This is a genomic window from Cellulomonas sp. KH9, assembly GCF_900114185.1.
GTDB lineage: Bacteria > Actinomycetota > Actinomycetes > Actinomycetales > Cellulomonadaceae > Cellulomonas.
The window spans coordinates 566,306-587,126 of the sequence record NZ_FOSE01000004.1 but is presented as its reverse complement, the minus strand read 5'-3'; the positions used below and the strand labels follow the sequence as shown (position 1 = coordinate 587,126).

The 20,821-nt window shown below is 75.2% G+C and carries 19 protein-coding genes, 1 rRNA gene and 1 riboswitch; of the genes, 4 read left to right on the top strand and 16 right to left on the bottom strand.

Translation table 11 applies throughout. The annotated features are described in order from the left end of the window. The 12 genes from BMZ16_RS15610 to argC all read right to left on the bottom strand — a co-directional run. Positions 1-64 (bottom strand): 16S ribosomal RNA (locus BMZ16_RS15610); the annotation flags it as partial. Positions 65-654: 590 nt separating this feature from the next. Then, on the bottom strand, positions 655-1,932 hold the full coding sequence (gene tyrS / locus BMZ16_RS15605; protein WP_089802038.1) for a tyrosine--tRNA ligase: 1,278 nt from the start codon (positions 1,930-1,932) through the stop codon (positions 655-657). Between the two features lie 124 nt (positions 1,933-2,056). Next, positions 2,057-2,785 (bottom strand): DNA-3-methyladenine glycosylase, encoded by a 729-nt coding sequence (locus tag BMZ16_RS15600; RefSeq protein WP_089802036.1) that lies wholly within the window; start codon positions 2,783-2,785, stop codon positions 2,057-2,059. Positions 2,786-2,792: 7 nt separating this feature from the next. Beyond that, the gene (locus tag BMZ16_RS15595; RefSeq protein WP_089802034.1) at positions 2,793-3,410 is read right to left on the bottom strand and encodes a uridine kinase family protein; all 618 of its coding nucleotides are present in this window, start codon (positions 3,408-3,410) and stop codon (positions 2,793-2,795) included. 26 nt (positions 3,411-3,436) lie between these two features. Next, positions 3,437-4,852 (bottom strand): argininosuccinate lyase, encoded by a 1,416-nt coding sequence (gene argH, locus BMZ16_RS15590; protein ID WP_089802032.1) that lies wholly within the window; start codon positions 4,850-4,852, stop codon positions 3,437-3,439. Next, entirely contained in the window at positions 4,849-6,087 is a 1,239-nt protein-coding gene (locus BMZ16_RS15585) for an argininosuccinate synthase (RefSeq protein WP_089802030.1), read from the bottom strand. Before BMZ16_RS15585 ends, argH begins: the two co-directional genes overlap by 4 nt. Positions 6,088-6,159: 72 nt before the next feature. Then, positions 6,160-6,663 (bottom strand): arginine repressor, encoded by a 504-nt coding sequence (locus BMZ16_RS15580; protein WP_089802028.1) that lies wholly within the window; start codon positions 6,661-6,663, stop codon positions 6,160-6,162. Further along, entirely contained in the window at positions 6,660-7,592 is a 933-nt protein-coding gene (gene argF / locus BMZ16_RS15575; protein WP_089802026.1) for an ornithine carbamoyltransferase, read from the bottom strand. The genes BMZ16_RS15580 and argF overlap by 4 nt, the downstream gene beginning before the upstream one ends. After that, positions 7,589-8,836, bottom strand: coding sequence for an acetylornithine transaminase (locus tag BMZ16_RS15570; RefSeq protein ID WP_255366747.1), 1,248 nt, complete (start codon positions 8,834-8,836; stop codon positions 7,589-7,591). The genes argF and BMZ16_RS15570 overlap by 4 nt, the downstream gene beginning before the upstream one ends. Positions 8,837-8,943: 107 nt before the next feature. Further along, positions 8,944-9,960 carry an acetylglutamate kinase gene (gene argB, locus BMZ16_RS15565; RefSeq protein ID WP_089802024.1) on the bottom strand — a complete coding sequence of 339 codons (1,017 nt, stop codon included), beginning with the start codon at positions 9,958-9,960 and terminating at the stop codon, positions 8,944-8,946. After that, positions 9,957-11,183, bottom strand: a complete 1,227-nt coding sequence (argJ, locus tag BMZ16_RS15560) for a bifunctional glutamate N-acetyltransferase/amino-acid acetyltransferase ArgJ (protein WP_089802021.1) — start codon at positions 11,181-11,183, stop codon at positions 9,957-9,959. The genes argB and argJ overlap by 4 nt, the downstream gene beginning before the upstream one ends. Beyond that, positions 11,180-12,250 (bottom strand): N-acetyl-gamma-glutamyl-phosphate reductase, encoded by a 1,071-nt coding sequence (gene argC / locus BMZ16_RS15555; protein WP_255366745.1) that lies wholly within the window; start codon positions 12,248-12,250, stop codon positions 11,180-11,182. The genes argJ and argC overlap by 4 nt, the downstream gene beginning before the upstream one ends. 76 nt (positions 12,251-12,326) lie before the next feature. Here argC and BMZ16_RS15550 point away from each other — a divergent pair, with 76 nt between their 5' ends. Both BMZ16_RS15550 and BMZ16_RS15545 read left to right on the top strand, forming a co-directional pair. Beyond that, positions 12,327-13,310, top strand: coding sequence for a quinone oxidoreductase family protein (locus BMZ16_RS15550; RefSeq protein WP_089802017.1), 984 nt, complete (start codon positions 12,327-12,329; stop codon positions 13,308-13,310). After that, positions 13,307-14,059: a DsbA family oxidoreductase gene (locus BMZ16_RS15545; RefSeq protein ID WP_089802015.1), complete on the top strand. Its 753-nt coding sequence runs from the start codon at positions 13,307-13,309 to the stop codon at positions 14,057-14,059. The genes BMZ16_RS15550 and BMZ16_RS15545 overlap by 4 nt, the downstream gene beginning before the upstream one ends. Positions 14,060-14,080: 21 nt before the next feature. Here BMZ16_RS15545 and BMZ16_RS15540 read toward each other — a convergent pair whose 3' ends face one another. The 4 genes from BMZ16_RS15540 to thiM form a co-directional block, all read right to left on the bottom strand. Next, a complete protein-coding gene (locus BMZ16_RS15540) occupies positions 14,081-14,725 on the bottom strand; it encodes an HAD family hydrolase (RefSeq protein ID WP_089802217.1) in 645 nt (214 codons plus the stop codon). Between the two features lie 52 nt (positions 14,726-14,777). After that, complete coding sequence (gene thiD / locus BMZ16_RS15535; protein WP_255366730.1) at positions 14,778-16,325, bottom strand: bifunctional hydroxymethylpyrimidine kinase/phosphomethylpyrimidine kinase; 1,548 nt, start codon at positions 16,323-16,325, stop codon at positions 14,778-14,780. 50 nt (positions 16,326-16,375) lie between these two features. Further along, positions 16,376-17,047, bottom strand: a complete 672-nt coding sequence (locus tag BMZ16_RS15530; RefSeq protein ID WP_089802011.1) for a thiamine phosphate synthase — start codon at positions 17,045-17,047, stop codon at positions 16,376-16,378. Further along, positions 17,044-17,913, bottom strand: coding sequence for a hydroxyethylthiazole kinase (gene thiM / locus BMZ16_RS15525; protein WP_177199728.1), 870 nt, complete (start codon positions 17,911-17,913; stop codon positions 17,044-17,046). The genes BMZ16_RS15530 and thiM overlap by 4 nt, the downstream gene beginning before the upstream one ends. Beyond that, positions 17,896-17,994, bottom strand: a riboswitch (TPP riboswitch). It overlaps the preceding gene by 18 nt. A gap of 207 nt (positions 17,995-18,201) precedes the next feature. Here thiM and BMZ16_RS15520 point away from each other — a divergent pair. Then, the gene (locus BMZ16_RS15520) at positions 18,202-19,512 is read left to right on the top strand and encodes a TrpB-like pyridoxal phosphate-dependent enzyme (RefSeq protein ID WP_089802009.1); all 1,311 of its coding nucleotides are present in this window, start codon (positions 18,202-18,204) and stop codon (positions 19,510-19,512) included. 165 nt (positions 19,513-19,677) lie between these two features. Further along, positions 19,678-20,754, top strand: coding sequence for an LLM class flavin-dependent oxidoreductase (locus BMZ16_RS15515; RefSeq protein WP_089802007.1), 1,077 nt, complete (start codon positions 19,678-19,680; stop codon positions 20,752-20,754). The last annotated feature ends 67 nt before the right edge of the window (positions 20,755-20,821 follow it).

Below are 20,821 nucleotides of genomic sequence, written 5' to 3'. Positions count from 1 at the left end.
CGACTTGCATGTGTTAAGCACGCCGCCAGCGTTCGTCCTGAGCCAGAATCAAACTCTCCGTGAATGTCAAACAGCCACCCACCGACCGAAACCGGCGAGCAACAGACACACAAAGAACCCCCCCGAAGAGGGGCATCAACTGGCATCATCCCTGACCAGACCCACGGGGTGGACCCAGCCAGGCTCGACACCAAAAAAATGGCATCGACTACTTGGCACACTGTTGAGTTCTCAAGGAACAGACGCGCATCCTCGCCAACGCTTTCACGCTTCCGCAGGAGGCTTTGTTCGATCTTCAATCTACCAGGCGTTCTCCGCGCCCCTGACCACCGAGGTGATCGACCACCGAGGTGATCCAGGCCCTTCCGAACGCCGCCGCACGACTCTACCCGACGCGCTGAGCGCCGAGGACCACCATGCGGGAGATGCCCAGCTCCTGCGGGGACCGACCACCAAGCACTGCTCGGTGTCCGTTCCTCCCTGCTGGGCGGGCTCGCAGAACATTACGCGGATGTTGCGCGGACGGTCAAATCCTCGAGCGCGTGACGCCGACCACTGCTCCCGTGCCCGCCGCGGTGTGGGCATCCGTGCAGGTCAGCGAGCCGCACGCCGGTGGTGGGCGGCGCGCACCCGGGCCGCGCCGCCCACCTGGGCTCAGGCCGACGGGGCAGGAGCCTGCGCGTCGACCACGGCCAGCGTCCGCTTGCCCCGCCGCAGCACGGCCCACCGGCCGTGCAGCAGCTGGTCGGCGGTGAGCGTGGCGTCCTCCGACGCGACCCGCACGTTGTTCACGGATGCGCCGCCCTCGGCGACCGCCCGGCGCGCGGCCGCCTTGCTCGCCACCACGCCGGTGGCCGCCAGCAGGTCGACGATCGGGTCGCCGACCGCGCCGCGCGCCGTGGGCAGCTCGGCGACCGCCGACCCGAGGGTGCCCGCGTCGAGCGCCCCGAGCTCACCGCGGCCGAACAGCGCCTGGCTCGCCGCGATCACGGCCTGCGCCGTCTGCTCCCCGTGCACGAGCGCGGTCACGTCGTGGGCGAGCGCGCGCTGCGCCTCGCGCGCCGCCGGGCGCTCGGCCACCGCGTGCTCGAGCTCGGCGATCTCCTCACGGGTGCGGAAGGTGAACACCTTGAGGTAGCCCACGACGTCGGCGTCGTCCGCGTTGAGCCAGAACTGGTAGAAGGCGTACGGCGTGGTCATCGTCGGGTCGAGCCACACCGTGCCCGACTCGGTCTTGCCGAACTTGGTGCCGTCCGCCTTGGTGATGAGGGGTGTCGTCAGGGCGTGCACGGCCGTGGCCTCCACCTTGCGCACGAGCTCGACGCCGGACAGCAGGTTGCCCCACTGGTCGTTGCCCCCGGTCTGCAGCCGCACACCGTGCCGGCGGTAGAGCTCGAGGTAGTCCATCCCCTGCAGGATCTGGTAGCTGAACTCCGTGAAGCTGATCCCCTGGTCGGAGTGCAGCCGCCGGGCCACCGTGTCCTTGGCGAGCATCGTGCCCAGCCGGTAGTGCTTGCCGACGTCCCGCAGGAAGTCGATCGCCGACAGGCCCGACGTCCAGTCGAGGTTGTTGACCATCGTGGCCGCGTGGGGACCGTCGAAGCGGAGCAGGGGTGCGATCTGGGCGCGGATCCGCTCGACCCAGCCCGCGACCACGTCGGGAGAGTTCAGCGTGCGCTCCCCCGTCATCTTGGGGTCCCCGATGAGACCCGTGGCACCGCCGACGAGGGCGAAGGGGCGGTGGCCCGCGTCCTGCAGCCGGCGCACCGTGAGGATCTGGACGAGGTTGCCGATGTGCAGCGACGGGGCCGTGGGGTCGAACCCGCAGTAGAGCGAGACGGGCCCGGCGGCCAGCTCGGCCCGGAGGGCGTCGAGATCGGTGTGCTGCGCGAGGAGCCCGCGCCACGCGAGCTCGTCGAGGATGTCGGTCACAGGGGTCTCCGTCGGTCGGGGGCCGGCACGCCCGCGGGGCGGGTGGCACGGCGGTACGGGGTCGCGCGCCGCACGGCGGCGCGGGACGAGGGGGTGGGGCACGCCGAGGGGGTGGGCACCCGGGTCAGGCCGACGTCGTCGCCCCGGGAGGGGCGTCTGCCGACGCCGGCGACCGATACGCGGGGCGGTACGCCGAGACGGTCGGCTCGTTCGTCAGCCACAGACGCCACGGGTGCACCGCAGCGTCGCCGCCGACGCCCGACACCCCGACACGCGGCCCGGTCGCGACCGGCGACTGCATGACCGCGACGTCGCGCTTGCGCACGAGCACCGAGCCGCCGGGCTCCGTGAGGTCGGCGCCGTTGGCGGCGAGGTCCAGACCCAGGCAGACCGCCAGGCGCGCGGGGCCGCGCGCGAGCTGGCGCTCGTTGTCGACGACGCCGGCACTCGAGCGTCGCGCCCAGGCGAGCTCGACGCCCTCCACGACCTCACCGGCGCGCAGCAGGACCGCCGACCCCCGGCCGGCCTGCTCGGTCACCACGTTGACGCAGTGGTGCAGCCCCATGTGCCGGTACACGTAGAGCCGTCCGGGCTCGGCGAACATGGCCGCGTTGCGGGCCGTCCGGCCGCGGAAGGCGTGGGAGCCCGGGTCGTCCTCGCCGCCGTACGCCTCGACCTCGGTCAGGCGGACGGTGACCGAGCCCTCGGGGCTGCGCGCCGTCACGAAGGCCCCGAGCAGGTCGCGCGCGACGGCGAGGGGATCCCGCGCGTACCAGCTGCGCGCGGGCACCACGCCGGTGCCGGGGACGATGCCGTCGTCCGGCCGACCCGCCGCGGGCGTCTCGAGGTGCACGCGGCCATCATGCCAAACCGGTCGGCCGCGGTGCGGGGACGTCCGGCGCGGGACCGACGACGCGGCCGTCCCCGTCGAGCCGCACGTCGGCACGCTCCCGCGTGCGCTCCCGCTCGAAGTGCGAGCGCTCGTCCGCCATCCACGCCGCCCAGTGCTCCCGTTCCGCGACGCCGTCGCGGGCCAGGCCGCGCGCCAGCCGCACGTCGTCGGGCGCGCACACCCAGACGCGCACCGACGCGAGCCCGTCGACAGCGCGCGGCGCCGAGCCGCACCCCTCGACGACCAGCACGTCGGGGAGCGGGACGTCGACCCAGTCCGCGAACGCGCCCGCGGACCAGTCGTACCGCTGGAAGCGACCAGGCCGGCCACGTCGCAGGGGCTCGAGCACCTGTGCCGACAGCCGCGCCCAGAGCGTGCCCTCCAGCCCGCCCCACCCGTCGTACAGGTCGTCGAGGTGCACGACCGCGACCCGTGCGCCCGTCCGGCCGACGAGCGCCGCCACGCGCGCGGCCGTCGTCGTCTTGCCCGAGCCGGCGGGGCCGTCGACGCACACCAGCCGCACGCTCCCGAGCCGCGGCGGGGCCGCGAGCACCCGGTCCGCGACGACCTCGGCACCCGACGTCACGCCGCCCCGCCCACGGTCCGGTGCGCTCAGGCGCGCTGCGCGCGCAGTGCGGCGCTGCGCTCGCGCGCGGCGGCGAGCTGCTCGGCCACGCGCACCGGTGCCGTGCCGCCCACGGCGTCACGGGACGCCAGCGAGCCCTCGACCGACAGCACCGCGCGCACGTCCGGCGTCAGGTGCTCGCTGATGCCCGCGAGGTCGGTGTCCGACAGGTCCCACAGCTCGATCCCGCGCTCCTCGCACGTACGGACGCACGCACCGGCGACCTCGTGCGCGACGCGGAACGGGACGCCCTGGCGCACGAGCCACTCGGCGATGTCCGTGGCCAGCGAGAAGCCCTGCGGTGCCAGCGCGGCCATGCGGTCGGTGTCGAACGTCAGCGTCGCGACCATGCCCGCGAAGGCGGGCAGCAGGACGGTGAGCTGGTCGACCTGGTCGAACACCGGCTCCTTGTCCTCCTGCAGGTCACGGTTGTACGCGAGCGGCAGGCCCTTGAGCGTGGTCAGCAGCCCGGTGAGGTCACCCACCAGGCGCCCGGCCTTGCCGCGCGCGAGCTCGGCGACGTCCGGGTTCTTCTTCTGCGGCATGATGCTCGACCCCGTGGAGTACGCGTCGTGCAGACGCACGAACCCGAACTCCTTGGTCGCCCACAGCACCACGTCCTCCGCGAGGCGGGACAGGTCGACGCCCGTCATCGCCGCGACGAACGCGAACTCCGCGACGACGTCGCGCGAGGCGGTGCCGTCGATCGAGTTCTCGACGGGCCCGGCGAAGCCGAGCTCGGCCGCGACCGCCGCCGGGTCCAGTCCCAGCGACGAGCCGGCCAGGGCACCGGACCCGTAGGGCGAGCGCGCGGCGCGCCCGTCCCAGTCGGCCCACCGCTCGACGTCGCGCAGCAGCGGCCACGCGTGCGCGAGCAGGTGGTGCGCGAGCAGGACCGGCTGCGCGTGCTGCAGGTGCGTGCGGCCCGGCATCGGGGCGTCCCCGACGGCCTGCGCCTGCGCCACCAGGGCGTCGACGACGTCGAGCACGAGACCCGACAGCACGCGCGACTGACGGCGCAGGTACATGCGCACCAGCGTCGCGATCTGGTCGTTGCGCGAGCGCCCGGCCCGCAGCTTGCCGCCGAGGTCGGCACCGGCCCGCTCGATGAGCCCCCGCTCGAGCGCGGTGTGCACGTCCTCGTCGTCCGGCAGGGGCGCGAACGCCCCGGACGCGACGTCGGCACGCAGCCGCTCGAGGGCGTCGACCATGCCGGCGACCTCGTCGTCCGACAGCAGACCGGCGGCGTGCAGCACGTGGGCGTGCGCGACCGACCCGGTGATGTCGTCGTCGGCGAGGCGCCAGTCGAACTGCGTCGACCGCGAGAGGTCGGCGAGGGCCGCCGCGGGGCCGGACGCGAAGCGTCCGCCCCACAGCGCGAGCGGGCCGGGCTGGTCGCTCACGCGTCGATGCCTCCCTGCGTCCCCAGGTCGGGGGCGTTGCCGAACCGGACGTCGCGGGCCGCCGCGAGCTTGGAGCTCAGCCCGTAGATCTCGATGAAGCCGCGCGCCGCGGACTGGTCGAACGTGTCGCCCGAGTCGTACGTCGCGAGGTTGAAGTCGTACAGGCTGGAGTCCGAGCGCCGGCCGGTGACCGTCGCGCGGCCGCCGTGCAGCACGATCCGGACGTCGCCGGAGACGTAGCGCTGCGTGTCGTCGATGAAGACGTCCAGCGAGCGCTTGAGCGGCGAGAACCACTGGCCGTCGTAGACCAGCTCGGTCCAGCGCTGCTCGACGCCACGCTTGAAGCGGGCCTGCTCGCGCTCGACGGTGACGTTCTCGAGCTCCTGGTGGGCAGCGATGAGCGCGATCGCGCCCGGCGCCTCGTAGACCTCGCGCGACTTGATGCCGACCAGGCGGTCCTCGACGATGTCGATGCGGCCGACGCCCTGCGCACCGGCGCGGCGGTTCATCTCCTGGATCGCCTGGAGGGGCGTGACGGGCACCTCGTCGAGCGCGACGGGCACGCCCTGCTCGAAGCGCACGACGACCTCGTCGGCGACCGGCGGGAACGTCGGGTCGTCCGTGTACGTGTAGACGTCCTTGGTGGGCGCGTTCCAGATGTCCTCGAGGAACCCGGTCTCCACCGCGCGGCCCCACACGTTCTGGTCGATCGAGAACGGGTTGTGCTTGGTGGTCGCGATCGGGAGGCTGTGCTTCTCCGCGTACTCGATCGCCTTGTCGCGCGTCAGCGCGAGGTCCCGGACGGGGGCGAGGCACTTGAGGTCGGGCGCGAGGGAGGTGATGCCCACCTCGAAGCGGACCTGGTCGTTGCCCTTGCCGGTGCAGCCGTGGGCGACCGTCGTGGCGCCGAACTGCCGCGCCGCCCGCACGAGGTGCTTGACGATGACGGGGCGCGACAGCGCCGAGACCAGCGGGTACCGGTCGAGGTACAGGCCGTTGGCCTTGAGGGCCGGCATGCAGTACTCGGTGGCGAACTCGTCGCGCGCGTCGGCGACGTACGCCTCCACGGCACCGCAGTCCAGCGCACGGCGCCGGATGACCTCGAGGTCCTCACCGCCCTGGCCGACGTCGACGGCCACGGCGATCACCTCGGCACCGGTGGCCTCCGCGATCCAGCCGATGCCCACCGAGGTGTCCAGGCCACCGGAGTACGCGAGGACGACGCGTTCGGTCATGTCAGGTTCTCTCCTTCTCGAGGTTCGCGTGCATGAACATACATGCAACTGCGGACCTATGCATAACCCGTCTCAGCCCTCGCCCGCGAGCGCCAGGAAGCGGGCCGCCACGGCGTCCCCGCCCTGCGGGTCGCGCGAGACCACCAGCACCGTGTCGTCCCCCGCGATGGTGCCCAGCACCGCGGGCAGCACCGAGTGGTCGATCGCCGACGCGAGGAACTGCGCCGCGCCGGGAGGCGTGCGGAGCACGACGAGGTTGCCGGACGCCTCCGCCGCGACAAGGAGCTCCGCGCACAGGCGCGCCAGCCGCGCCGCGAGCTGCTCGGTGTCCGTGGTCGTGGGGGTCCGGTCCCCGCCCTCCCCCGGCACCGCGTACACCAGCGAGCCCGACGCGGTGCGGATCCGCACCGCGCGCAGCTCGACCAGGTCGCGGCTCAGCGTGGCCTGGGTGACCGTGACGCCCTCGTCGGCCAGCAGCGCGGCCAGCTCGCCCTGCGAGTGCACCGTGCCGCGCTGCAGCAGCGTGCGGATCAGCGCGTGGCGGGCTGCCTTGGTGGCCGCCACCGAGGTGCTCACGACCTCTCCAGCAGGAAGGCCAGCAGCGCCTTCTGCGCGTGCAGCCGGTTCTCGGCCTCGTCCCAGACGACCGACTGCGGGCCGTCGAGCACCTCGGAGGTGATCTCCTTGCCGCGGTACGCGGGCAGGCAGTGCAGGACCAGGGCGTCGGGGGCGGCGAGCGCGAGGGCGGCCGCGTCGAGCCGGTAGGCCTCGAACCGGCGCTCCCGGTCGAGCGCCTCGTCCTCCTGGCCCATCGACGTCCACGTGTCCGTGGCGACCACGTCGGCGCCCGCCACGGCGGCCGCCAGGTCGTGCACGACGCTCACGGACCCACCCGTGCCCGCCGCGACCTGCGTCGCACGCTCGAGGACCGCCGGGTCCGGCAGCGCGTCGGCGGGCGTGCCGACGCGCACGTGCAGGCCCGCGGTCGCGCCGCCCAGCAGGTAGGAGTGCGCCATGTTGTTCGCCCCGTCACCGACGTAGGCCAGCGTGGTGCCGGGCAACGACGCCACGCCGCCGCGGTGCTGGGCGAGCGTGGTGAGGTCGGCCAGCACCTGGCAGGGGTGGAACTCGTCCGTCAGCGCGTTGACGACCGGCACGCCCGCGACGGCGGCCATCTCGTCCAGGCGCGTCTGCGCGTGCGTGCGCCAGACGATCGCGGCCACCTGGCGGCCGAGCACCCGGGCGGTGTCCGCGATCGACTCGCGCACGCCGATGCGCGCCAGGTTGCCGTCCACCGGCAGCGGGTATCCGCCGAGCTCGGCGATGCCGGTCAGGAAGCTCACCTGCGTGCGCAGGGTCGGCTTGTCGAAGATGACGGCGACGGAGCGGGGGCCCGCCAGCGGGGTGCGGATGAACCGGTCGTCGCGGAACGCGAGCGCGAGCTCGAGGACCTCGGCCTGCTCCCGGGGGCTCAGGTCGTCGTCGCGCAGGAAGTGGCGGGTCACGCGGTCTCCTCGGGGGCGAGGTCGGCCGGCAGCGCGGCGACCAGGTCGACGAACGGCTGCACCTGCTCGTCCGTCAGGACGAACGGGGGCGCGAGCCGCAGCGCGGTGGGCGTGCAGGCGTTGACGACGAACCCGGCCGCGAGCGCGTCGGCCGCGACCCGCGCCGCGACGGGCCGCTCGAGCTCGACCGCGATGAGCAGACCCTCACCCCGGACCTCGCGCACCAGCGGGTTGCCGGTCGAGCGCAGACGGTCGCGCAGCCGCTCCCCCAGCCCCGTGACGTGCGCGAGGAGGCCGTCGCGCTCGATGACGCCGATCGTCGCCAGCGCGGCGGCCGCCGCGACCGGGTTGCCGCCGAAGGTGGTGCCGTGCTGGCCGCGGCCGAGCAGCTCCGCCGCCTGCGGTCCGTACGCGATCGCGGCACCCACGGGGAACCCCGCGCCCAGTCCCTTGGCCACGGTGACGACGTCCGGGCGGACGCCCCCGCCGATGTGCGGGTGCTGGTGGGCGAACCAGCGCCCCGTGCGCCCCATGCCGGTCTGCACCTCGTCGAGGACCAGCAGCGCGCCGTGGGCGGTGGTCAGCTCGCGCGCCAGCGCCAGGTAGCCCGGGGGCAGCGGCCGCACGCCGGCCTCGCCCTGGACCGGCTCGACGACGAGCGCCGCGACCTCGTCACCGCCGTGCGCGAAGGCGGCGCGCAGCGCGTCGGTGTCGCCGAACGGCAGGAACTCCACACCCGGCGGCAGCGGCTCGAACGGCTCGCGGTACGCCTGCTTGTGCGTCAGCGACAGCGCGCCCATCGACCGGCCATGGAACGCGCCCTCCAGCGCCAGGACACGCGGGCGGGCGCCGGCCGAGTGCCGCCGCGTGAGCTTCAGCGCGGCCTCCGTGGCCTCCGTGCCGGAGCTCGTGAGGAAGACCCGGGAGCCCTCGGGCGCGTCGGCGATCGCGAGCAGCCGCTCGGCCAGCGCGATCTGCGTCGGGCTGGCGAAGAAGTTGGAGATGTGGCCGAGCGTGCCCAGCTGGGCGCTGATCGCGGCGGTGAGCGTCGGGTGCGCGTGGCCCAGGGAGTTGACCGCGATCCCGCCGAGCAGGTCGAGGTACCGCGCGCCGTCGGCGTCCCACACGTACGGGCCCTCGCCACGGACCAGCACACGCTGCGGCGGGCCGAACGTGTCCATCACCGCGTGCGCGTACCGCTCGGTCCACTGCGCCACCGAGCCGTCGGCGGCGGGCAGCGGCAGCGCGTCGTCCGCACCGGCCGCGCGGTGGCGGGCCGCGCCCGGGGTGGCCGCAGCGGCCGGCACGTCACCCGTCGCGGGGGTGGTCACGGTCGCGTCGTGGGTCGCGCTCACGGCGTCGCCTCCTGGTCGTCGCTGGCCAGCCGGACCGCGCGCACGGGCACGGTCGACGGGTGGCCGTCGGGGTCGGCGTCGGGCAGCACCATGGTGCCGACGCCCTCGGAGGTGAAGACCTCCACGAGGATCGAGTGGGTCGCCCGGCCGTCGATGACGTGGGCGCGCGGCACGCCGCCCTCGACCGCCCGCCAGCAGGCCTCCATCTTGGGGCGCATGCCGGAGTCCAGCCGCGGCAGCAGCTCGGCGAGCGCCGAGGCGCGGATGCGCCGGACCAGCGTCGAGCGGTCGGGCCAGTCGGTGTACAGGCCCTCGACGTCGGTGAGGATGATCAGCTTGCGCGCGCCGAGGGCGACCGCGAGCGCCGCCGCCGCCGTGTCGGCGTTGACGTTGAGCACCTGGGTCGGGTCGTCGATGTCCGGTGCGACGGTCGAGACCACGGGGATCCGCCCGGCGTCGAGCAGGTCGAGGACGGCGCCCGGGTTCACGTGCACGACGTCCCCGACGAGACCCACGTCGACCTCGTGCCCGTCGACCACCGCGGTGCGGCGGCGCGCCTGGAACAGCCCCGCGTCCTCGCCGGACAGGCCCACCGCGTGCGGTGCGTGCGCGTTGATGAGACCGACGAGCTCGCGCGAGACCTGGCCGGTCAGGACCATCCGCACGACGTCCATCGCCTCGGGGGTCGTGACGCGCAGGCCGCCGCGGAACTCGCTGGCGATGTCGAGGCGGTCGAGCATCGCGTTGATCTGCGGGCCGCCGCCGTGCACGACGACGGGCCGCAGGCCGACCTGCCGCAGGAAGACCATGTCCTCCGCGAACGCCCGCTTGAGCGTGTCGTCGATCATGGCGTTGCCGCCGTACTTGACGACGACGAGCGCACCGGCGAACTGCTGCAGCCAGGGCAGCGCCTCGACGAGGACCTCGGCCTTCTGGTCGGCGCGCAGGTCGGTGCGCGTGTCGAAGACGAAGTCGTCGGGCACGGGGGGAAGGTTCACGTCGGGACCGCTCATGTGGAGTAGGCGCTGTTCTCGTGGACGTACTCGTGCGTGAGGTCGTTGGTCCACACCGTGGCGGACGCGTCACCGGCGTGCAGGTCGACCACGACGTGGATCTCGCGGGACGCGGCGAGGTCGAGCTGCGCCGGGTCCTCGTGCTCACCGCCCTGCCGGCAGACCTGCACCCCGTTGATGGTGACGTCGAGCAGCGTCGGGTCGAACGGCGCGACGTCCTCCGGGACGGTGCCCACCTGCGCGATGATCCGGCCCCAGTTGGGGTCGTTGCCGAACATCGCGGCCTTGACCAGGTTGGAGCGCGTCACCGCACGCGCGACGGCCACGGCGGAGGCCTCGCCGGTCGCGCCGCGCACGTGCACGGCGACGTCGTGCGAGGCGCCCTCGGCGTCCGCGACGAGCTGGCGCGCGAGGGAGGCGCAGACCCGCAGCACGGCGTCGGCGAAGACGTCAGCGGCCGGGGTGACGCCGCTGGCACCGGACACCAGGAGCGTCACGGTGTCGGACGTCGACATGCAGCCGTCGGAGTCGACGCGGTCGAAGGTCGCGCCGGTGGCCGCACGCAGCGCCGTGTCCGCCGTGGCCGCGTCGACCACCGCGTCGGTGGTGATCACGGACAGCATCGTGGCCATGGCGGGCGCCAGCATGCCGGCGCCCTTGGCCATGCCGCCGACGACGAACACGCCGTCGGGCGTCTCCACCCGCACGTGCGCGGTCTTGGCGACGCTGTCCGTGGTCATGATGGCGGCGGCGCTGTCCGCGCCGGCACCTGCGTCCAGACCGGCGACGAGCGGGGCGATCCCGGCGAACAGCTTGTCGCTCGCCAGCGGCACGCCGATCAGGCCCGTCGAGCACACGACGACATCGCCCGGGGAGACGCCGAGCGCCGCACCGACCTTCTCGGCGGTCTGGTGCGCGTCGGCGAAGCCGCGCGGCCCGGTGCCGACGTTCGCCCCGCCGGAGTTGAGGACGACGGCCTCCACGACGCCGTCGGCGACGACCTGGCGGGACCAGATGACCGGCGCGCCGACCACGCGGTTCGTCGTGAACACCGCCGCGCCGACCTTGAGCGGACCGTCGTTGACCACGAGCGCGAGGTCCGGCTTGCCGGACGCCTTGAGCCCGGCGGTGACGCCGGAGGCGCGGAAGCCCGCGGCCGCGGTGACGCCGGGCGACGTGCCGGGCGACGTGCCCTCGAGCGCGGGTCCCAGGTGGTCGGTCACGGGGCGACTCCGTTCCGCGGCAGGCCGAGGGTCTCCGGCAGGCCGAGCGCGAGGTTGAGGGACTGGACGGCACCGCCGGCGGTGCCCTTGACGAGGTTGTCGATGGCGGTGACCGTCACGACGCGGCCCGCACGGGCGTCGTACGCGACCTGCACCAGCGCGGTGTTCGCCCCGGTCGTCGACGCGGTGGTCGGCCACTGGCCGGCGGGCAGCACGCGGACGAACGGCTCGTCCGCGTACGCGGCGCACCACGCCGCGCGCAGCTGCTCGTCGTCGACCGTCACGCCCGGCGCGAGCCGTGCGGTGGCCGTCGCGAGGATGCCGCGGGACATCGGGACCAGCACGGGCGTGAAGGACGTCCGCACGTCGGACGCCCCGGCGCTGCGCAGGTTCTGCGCGAGCTCGGGGATGTGCCGGTGGCTGCCGCCGACCGCGTACGGCACCGCGGCGCCGAGCGCCTCGGAGGCGAGCAGGTGCGGCTTGAGCGACTTGCCGGCACCGGAGTAGCCGACGGCCAGGACCGCGACGAGGTCGGTGGTGTCGAGCAGGCCGGCCGCGACGCCCGGCTGCAGGCCGAGGGTGACGGCCGTGACGTTGCACCCCGGCACGGCGATGCGGCGCGCCCCGGCGAGGAGCTCGCGCTGCCGGGTCGTCGACTGCGCGACCACGAGCTCGGGCAGGCCGTACGTCCACGTGCCCGCGTGCGGGCTGCCGTAGTACGCCTCCCAGTCGGTCGCCTCGACCAGGCGGTGGTCCGCCCCGAGGTCGAGGACCACCGGGTCCTCCCCGAGCGCCTCGAGCTCGGCCGCGACCTGCCCGCTGGCGCCGTGCGGCAGCGCGAGCACGACGACGTCGTGGCCGGCGAGCGCCTGCGCGGTCGTAGGTTCCAGGACGCGGTCGGCGAGCTCCACGAGGTGCGGGTGGTGCGCCCCGAGCGGCGTCCCCGCGTTGGAGTGCGCCGTGAGCGTGCCGATGCGTGACTGCGGGTGGTCGAGCAGCAGCCGCAGGATCTCCCCGCCGGCGTATCCGCTGGCCCCGGCCACCGCCACCGTGAACGTCATGTGCATGAACATACAGTCGAGTGCAGACAAATACCAAGGATCAGCGGGAACACGAGGTGCCTCCCGCGTGGTTGCGGCTGACATGCGCGCCGTCATCGCCACCCGCGCCGGTGGCCCCGAGGTCCTGCAGGTCAGCGACGTCCCGGACCCCCGGCCACGGCCAGACGAGGTGCTCGTGCGCGTCGCGGCGGCCGGAGTCAACTTCATGGACACCTACCGTCGCAGCGGGACCTACCGTATGCCGTTCCCGCACCTGGTGGGGTCCGAAGGGGCGGGCGAGGTCGTCGCGGTCGGCGACGACGTCACGAGCCTGGCCCCCGGCGACCGCGTCGCGTGGGCGTCCGCCGAGGGCTCCTACGCCGAGCTGGTCGCCGTCCGCGAGACCGACGCGCTGCCCGTCCCACCGGGCGTGGACGACGCCACCGCGGCCGCGCTGCCGCTGCAGGGCATGACCGCGCACTACCTCGTCTCCTCGACCTTCCCCCTCGACAACGGGCACGACGTGCTGCTGCACGCCGGCGCCGGTGGCGTCGGGCTGCTGCTGACCCAGCTGGCGGCGGCGCGCGGCGCCCGCGTCATCTCGACCGTCGGGTCCGCCGACAAGGAGCGCCTGGCCCGCGCCGCCGGCGCGTCCGACGTCATCCGCTACCGCGAGCTGTCCGACCTGACGACCGAGCTCCCCGCGCTCGTGCGGGACCTGACCGGCGGTCGCGGGGTGCACGTCGTGTACGACGGGGTCGGCAGGGACACCTTCGACGCGTCCCTCGCGTCGCTGGCCCGGCGGGGCACGCTGGTGCTGTTCGGCGCCTCCTCCGGCCAGGTACCGCCCGTCGACCTCCAGCGGCTGAACGCCGCCGGGTCGGTCTTCGTGACGCGCCCCACGCTCGGCCACCACACGGCGACCCGCGAGGAGCTGCAGTGGCGCGCCGACGAGCTGTTCGACGCCGTCGCCGCCGGTGCCCTCGACGTCCGTGTCGGGGCCACCTACCCCCTGGCGGACGCCGCCGACGCCCACCGCGCCCTCGAGGGGCGCGCCACCACCGGAAAGGTCCTGCTGCTCCCGTGACGCTCGACACCCCCACGTTCGCCGCCCCTCCCCGCACCGTCACCGTCGAGGTCTGGTCCGACGTCGCGTGCCCCTGGTGCTGGATCGGCAAGCGCCGGTTCGCCACCGCGCTGCGCGCGTTCCCGCACCGTGACCACGTCGAGGTCGTGTGGCGCTCCTACCAGCTGTCCCCCGAGACGCCGACGGGACCGGGCCGCCCCGAGATCGACGCGCTCGTCGAGGCCAAGGGCCTGCCGCGGGACCGGGTCGAGGAGATGTTCGCCCGGGTCGCCGCGGTCGGTGCCGCCGACGGGCTGCACTACGACTTCGCCACCACCCTGGCGTTCAACACGTTCGACGCCCACCGGCTGCTGCACCTCGCGCGCGAGGCCGGCGGTGCCCCGCTGGTCGACGCGACCATGGAGACGCTGTTCTCGGCGCACTTCGAGGAGGGCACCGACCTCGGCGCCGACGGCGCCCTCGTGACGGCGGCCGCCCGGGCCGGGTTCGCGGCGCACGGCTGGGACGACGCCCGCGTCGCGGCCGCGCTGGCGGGCGACGACGCCGCCGACGCCGTCCGCGACGACCTGGCCACCGCGCGCTCGATCGGCGTGACCGGCGTGCCGTTCTTCGTCGTCGACCGTCGCTACGCCGTCTCGGGCGCGCAGCCCGCCGAGGTGTTCGCCCAGCTGCTCGACGCCGGCTGGCGGGAGGCCAACCCGCTGGTCGCCGCACCGACCGCGGACGCGTGCACCGACGGGACCTGCTGAGCCCGTCGGGCGGGCCGCCGCTCAGGGCCGGGCGGGGAGCAGCTCGACGAGCTCGCCGAGCGAGTCGACGCGCACGTCCGCGAGCGCGGCCTGGGGGCGCAGCGCGTGCACGTGCCCCCACGGCCCGCGCCGCAGGAACGCCGTCCGCATGCCCGCGGCGCGCGCCGGCAGGACGTCGTTGTCGAGCCGGTCGCCCACGTACAGCACCCGGTCCGCCGGCACGCCGACCTCCGCGATCACGCGCGCGAAGAACGCGGGCGCCGGCTTGGCGACCCCCCAGCGCTGCGAGGAGGCGACCAGGTCGAGGTCCACGCCAGCCGTGCGCAGCTGCGCCTCGGCACCCGCGGGCTGGTTGCCGGCGATGCCGACCACGTAGCCGGCGCGACGCAGCGCGTGGAGGGCCGGCAGGGCGTCGGGGTAGAGGTCGCCGGGCTCGATCGTGGGCGTCCGCGCGGGCCGGGGCACACCCAGGACCTCCCACACCCGCGTGTGCGGCTCGTCGCGCTCGGCCAGCGCACCCAGCACCGCCATGAGTGCGAGCGGGGTGACGCCCGCGTCGTGCGCGGCCTGCGTCCACGCGCGCGTCTCGTCGACGAGCGTCTCCCCGACGTCGAGGACGACGGCCCGCACCTCGGTCCAGCCGTGCGGCGGTGTCGTGCTGCTCACGGCGGCCACCCTGCCAGGTCGCGCGGGCGACGTCGCGGGCGCGCGCGCCGGGTCATCTGCCCGTCACCCCCGCCCCGTCCCGGCCACGGTCGGCACCCGGTCGGCGGACCTGGTCGAAGAAGGCGATCTCGTGCACGAAGGACGCCGCGTACGCCGCGAGCATGCGTGCCCGCGTCGCCCCGCCCACCTCGCGGGCGGCCGCGTCGGCGAGGTCGGTCGCACGGGCTGCCGCCGTCGCGAACTGCGGGTCGCCGTAGGTCGCCACCCAGTCCCCGTACGGGTGGGCGGCCAGGTCGCCCGCCCGCACCAGGATCCGTGCCCCGACGTCCGCGTAGAGCACGTAGCAGGGCAGTACCGCGGCGACGACCTCGGCGTACGAGCCGGTCGCGGCGACGGCGAGCAGGTGGTCGACGTACGCCCTGGTGGCGGCGCTCGTCGGCGCGGACGACGCAGCCGCGCGCGCGACGTCCGGCGGGGCACCCCCGCGGCGTCCCTCCCCCGGCAACCGCACCCCCGGCAGCCGCACCTCCTGCAGGCGGGCCTCGTGCAACCGGGCCTCGACGTCCAGGCACCGTGCCGCCCCCTGCGCGAAGAACACCTGGGCGGTCGCGTCGGGCGCCAGCTGGCTCGCCCGGGCCAGCACGCGCGAGTACTGCCCGAGGTACAGCGCGTCCTGCCGCAGGTACGCCTCGAACTGCTCGACGGCCAGGGTGCCGTCCGCCAGGCCGCGGACGAACGGCAGGTCGTCGCACGCGCGGCGCAGGCCCTCCGCACGGTCCCACGCCTCCGCGCCGAAGGGACGCGCGCCGAGCGTCGGCGCGTGGTGCAGGTGGTCGACGGGGCCACGTCCGGAGCCCACCGCGAGCGCGTCCCCCGCCGCGATGGCACCCGTCAGCCACTCCTTGGCCTCCCGCACGGTGCTCACCCAGTCGGGGCGGCGCGGTCGCAGGGCCGCGACCGCCGCCGACAGCGAGCAGCCCGTGCCGTGCGTGCTGCTCGTCGGCACGCGCAGCGCGTCGAGCTCGGTGACGGTGGCGCCGTCCACGACCGCGTCGGGGCTCGCGTCGCCGTCCAGGTGGCCGCCCTTGAGCAGCACCGTCGCCCCGGACGTGCGGGCGAGGCGCCGGGCCTGGTCCACGGCCTGCGACCACGTCGCGGCGACGGCCTCGCCGAGCAGCACCCCGAGCTCCGGCAGGTTGGGCGTCACCAGGTGCGCCTGGGCGACGAGCCGCCGCACGGCCTCCTCGGCGTCGGGCTCCAGCAGCCGGTCGCCGCTCGTGGCGACCATCACGGGGTCCAGGACGACGACGGGCGGGCGCGTGCGGACCAGCCACGCGGCGACCTCGTCGGCGACGGCCCGCGTGCCGAGCATGCCGACCTTCACCGCGTCGACCGTGACGTCGTCGCTCACGGCGTCGAGCTGGGCGCGCAGGAACGCGACGTCGGGGACGTGCACGGCCCGCACGCCGTGCGTGTTCTGCGCGACGAGCGCCGTCACGACGGCCATCCCGTAGGCGCCGTGCGCGGCGAACGACTTGAGGTCGGCGTGGATCCCGGCACCGCCCGTCGGGTCCGTGCCGGCCACCGACAGCACGCGCACGCGGCTGCCCGGCCGGGTCGCCCGCCAGGACGGGGTCGGGTCCGCCCCGCTCACCGGGCCGCCGCCTCGACCTCGGCGCGGGCCCAGGCCGCGACCAGCCGCGCCGCGGCCGCTGCGGGGTCCCTCGCGGCGCACACGGCACCGACCACGGCCATCGCACGGACGCCGGCGGCGCGCAGGGCGGGGGCGTCGGAGGCGCCGAGCCCGCCGATCGCCACCACCGGTCGTCCGTCGGCCGCCGCGACCGCGGCCCGCGTGCCGTCGACGCCGATCGCCGGCCCCGCCTCGGGCTTGGTCGGGGTCAGGCGCACCGGCCCGCTGCCGAGGTAGTCGGCGCCCGCGGCGGCCCGCACGTGGTCGGGCAGCGCGGCCGAGGCCCCGACGACCGCCCCGGGTCCGAGCAGCGCACGGGCGTCGGCGACCTCGAGGTCACGGCGGCCCACGTGGACACCGTCGACACGCGCGCCGCGGGCACGCGCCGCCAGCACGACGTCGACGCGGTCGTCCACGACGAGCACCGCCGGGCCGGCAGCACGCAGCGCGTCGGCCACGGCGACGGTCAGGTCGACGAGCTCCCGCACCGTGGCCCGCTTGGCGCGGACCTGCACGGTGCCGACGCCCGCCCCCACGGCGCCCGCCGCCACGTCCGCGGGGTGGTGCCCCGCCGCCGCGCACACGTCGGCGTCGAGGACCAGGTAGACCCCCTCCGGCAGGGCGCTCACGCGGGGACCGCCACCTGCTGGGCGGTACGCACGCGGGCGGTGAGGCCGGCGGCGTCCAGCCGGTGCAGCTCGTCGAGCACCCCGACCTGGAAGGAGCCCGGCCCCCGCGCGTCCACGGCAGCGCGCTCCGCCGCGAGGCCCAGGACGGTGGAGGCGGCGACCGCCGCGACGAGCGGCGGTGCGACGGCGGTGAAGGCCGCGACCAGACCGCCCAGCGCGCAGCCCGCGCCGGTGATCGCCGTGAGCAGGGGGTCGCCGACGGCGAGCCGCACCCGCACCCGGCCGTCCGTGACGAGGTCCACCGGACCCGAGACGGCGACGACCCCGCCCGTGACGCCCGCGAGCGCGTCCGCCGCGCCGGCGGCCGCGTCGACGTCGTCGCGCGCGTCGACGCCCCGACCGGCGGAGACGAAGCCCGCGAGCGCGCGGACCTCGCTCGCGTTCCCCCGCACGACCGCCGGCCGCTCCGCCAGCAGCCGGCCCGCGAGGCGCGTGCGGACGGACAGCACGCCCACCGCCACGGGGTCGAGCACCCACGGCACGCCGGCACCCGCCGCGGCCGCGACGGTCGGCGCGAGGCAGGCACGCTGGTCGGGTCCCAGCGTCCCGAGGTTGACCAGCACGGCACCGGCCGTGCCGGCGAGCTCCTCGGCCTCGCCCGGCACGCTCGCCATGGCGGGCGACGCACCGAGCGCGAGGAGCGCGTTGGCGACGAGGTTGGTGGTCACCTCGTTGGTCAGGCACTGGACGAGCGGGGTGCGCGCCCGCAGGTCGTCGAGCGCCGCACCGCACGCGGCGGCGAGGTCCTCCGGGGCGGGCCCGGAAGGCGAGGAGGGCAGGGGGACGGCAGACGTCACGGTGGACATCCCTTCGCTCGTACGAACGAGATCAGGTTCGACGGGTGTGATCTCAGCCCGGCTCCGTGCCGGGCACCCCGTGTCTCGTCGCCGACCCTAGACCGTCCCGGCGGCCGTGCCGAGGCCCGGTCTCGACCACCGGACGCGGCGCGGCCGCCCCGCCACGGACGGGTGGCGGTGTGTGCTGCGTCACGCCGGGCGCCGCTACGCTCGCGGTGCGGTTCACCGACGGCGGGGGCAGCGCGGTGGTCCGGCACCGATCCTGCGCGCCCGCGCGCCCGAACCTCCCGAGGCGACATGACCACCTCTCCCGACACCGCCCGCCCCGCTCCGCGCACCGACCCCGTGGGCACCGTCGTGCCGTCGGCCGTGCCGACCCACTGGTACAACCTGGCGGCGGACCTGCCCGAGCCGTGCCCGCCGGCGCTGCACCCCGGCACGCGCGAGCCGCTCACCCCGGACGACCTGGCGCCGCTGTTCCCCCTGGCGCTCATCGCGCAGGAGGTGTCGACCGAGCGCTGGGTGGAGATCCCGCAGACGGTCCGCGAGATCTACGCGCTGTGGCGGCCGTCCCCGCTGGTCCGCGCCCTGCGGCTCGAGCGGGCGCTGGGCACGCCGGCGAAGATCTTCTACAAGTACGAGGGCGGCTCCCCCGCCGGCTCGCACAAGCCGAACACGGCGGTCGCGCAGGCGTACTACAACGCGGTGGAGGGCACCACCCGGCTGACGACCGAGACGGGCGCCGGCCAGTGGGGTGCGTCGCTGTCGATGGCGTGCGCGCTGCTGGGCCTCGACCTCGAGGTGTGGCAGGTGCGGGCGTCCTACGACGCGAAGCCGTACCGCCGCATGCAGATGGAGACGTACGGCGCGACGTGCCACCCCTCGCCGTCGGACCTCACCGAGGCGGGGCGGGCGATGCTCGCGGCCGACCCGACGACCACCGGGTCGCTCGGGATGGCGATCAGCGAGGCGGTGGAGGTCGCGGCCCAGGACCCGCAGGCGCACTACGCGCTCGGCTCGGTGCTCAACCACGTGCTGCTGCACCAGAGCGTGATCGGGCAGGAGGCGCTCGCGCAGCTCGACGAGATCGGTGAGACCGCGGACGTCGTGTTCGGGTGCGCGGGGGGCGGGTCCAACCTGGGCGGGCTGAGCTTCCCGTTCCTGGGCCGCAACCTGCGCGAGGGGACGACGACGCGGGTCGTCGCGTGCGAGCCCGCGGCGTGCCCGTCGATGACGCAGGGCGAGTACCGCTACGACTTCGGCGACGTCGCGGGCCTGACCCCGCTGCTGAAGATGCACACGCTCGGCAAGGACTTCGTGCCGCCGCCGATCCACGCCGGTGGCCTGCGGTACCACGGCATGGCACCGATGGTGTCCCACGCGTACGCCCTGGGCCTCATGGAGGCGATCGCGGTGGACCAGGACGTGGCGTTCGCCGCGGGCATCGAGTTCGCGCGCGCCGAGGGCATCATCCCGGCACCGGAGTCGACGCACGCCGTCGCCGGCGCGATCGCGCATGCCCGGGCGGCGACGACCGCGGAGACGATCGTCATCGGCCTGTCCGGCAACGGGGTGCTGGACCTGCCCGCCTACCACGACTACGTCTGACCCGTCGGTCGCCCGGGTGGGCGCGGGGACACCTCCCCGCCCGCCCGGGCGACCTGACCGGCCCCGGGGTGCCGACGGGCGACCAGCATGCGACCCCCCACTTATCCCGAGCGATCCGGTCGGCTTATTGTCGGCGGACACGTTACCGAACCGCCGGGAGCACGCATGGGCACGCAGGTCCTCTGGTACATCCCCAACACCGTGGAGCCCGGGCACCGCGGTGACGACACGACCGAGGGGTGGGGCACGCTCGACCTGTCGACCGAGCTGGCCCGGACCGCCGAGGCGCACGGCTGGGACGGTGCGCTCATCGGCACCGGATGGGGCCGGCCGGACACGTTCACCGTCGCCACCGCCATCGCGGCACGCACCACGACGTTCCGCCCGCTCGTCGCCGTCCGGCCCGGCTACTGGCAGCCCGCGCACTTCGCCAGCGCCGCGGCGACCCTCGACCGGCTGTCCGGCGGGCGGCTGCTCGTCAACGTCGTCAGCGGGCACGACGGCGTCGCGCAGTACGGGGACACCACCCTGGACCAGGCGCAGCGGTACGCCCGGACGCGCGAGTTCCTCGAGCTGGTGCGGCGGCTCTGGACGCAGGAGCACGTGACGTACCGCGGTGAGCACTACCGCGTCGACGACGCGACCCTCGCACCGCGCCCCGTCGTGGGCACCGACCGCCCGCACCCCCGCCTGTACTTCGGGGGTGCCTCGCCCGCGGCGCAGCGGGTCGCGGCGGCCGAGGCGGACGTCCAGCTCTTCTGGGGCGAGCCGCTCGACGGCGTGGCCGAGCGCATCGCCCGGCTGCGCGAGCTCAGCGACGAGGTCGGACGCCGGCACGCACCGCTCGAGTTCGGCCTGCGGGTCACGACGGTCGTGCGCGACACCACCGCGGAGGCGTGGCGGGCCGCCGAGGAGAGGGTCGCCGCCATGGCGCGGGACGCCGGCACCCGACCGCCCGACCCGCTGCGTCGCGCCGCCGTCGGGCAGCAGCGGCTGCTCGACCTCGCCGGGCACGGCGACGTGCTCGACACCTGCCTCTACACGGCGCCCGGCCGCTACGGCGGTGGCGGTGCGGGCACGACGTGGCTGGTCGGCTCCCCCACCGACGTGGCCGCCGCGCTGCGCCGCTACCTGGACCTGGGCGTCACGCACCTGGTCCTGTCCGACACTCCGTACCTGCGCGAGACCGCACGCGTCGGCGACGCGCTGCTCGGGCTGCTGCGGGCGCCCGCCCTCACCTGAGACCGGGCCCCGCGAGCGCGGCACGCCGCGCTCCCGACGCGCCGAGGGCCCGACCGGACGACGCCGG

Bases quoted from the DNA above. Each gene is read 5' to 3' on its own strand.
- thiM (WP_177199728.1), bottom strand. From the start codon at position 17,913: ATGTCCACCGTGACGTCTGCCGTCCCCCTGCCCTCCTCGCCTTCCGGG.
- BMZ16_RS15520 (WP_089802009.1), top strand. From the start codon at position 18,202: ATGACCACCTCTCCCGACACCGCCCGCCCCGCTCCGCGCACCGACCCC.
- BMZ16_RS15515 (WP_089802007.1), top strand. From the start codon at position 19,678: ATGGGCACGCAGGTCCTCTGGTACATCCCCAACACCGTGGAGCCCGGG.
- argC (WP_255366745.1), bottom strand. From the start codon at position 12,250: ATGCACATGACGTTCACGGTGGCGGTGGCCGGGGCCAGCGGATACGCC.
- argB (WP_089802024.1), bottom strand. From the start codon at position 9,960: ATGAGCGGTCCCGACGTGAACCTTCCCCCCGTGCCCGACGACTTCGTC.
- BMZ16_RS15585 (WP_089802030.1), bottom strand. From the start codon at position 6,087: ATGACCGAACGCGTCGTCCTCGCGTACTCCGGTGGCCTGGACACCTCG.
- BMZ16_RS15550 (WP_089802017.1), top strand. From the start codon at position 12,327: ATGCGCGCCGTCATCGCCACCCGCGCCGGTGGCCCCGAGGTCCTGCAG.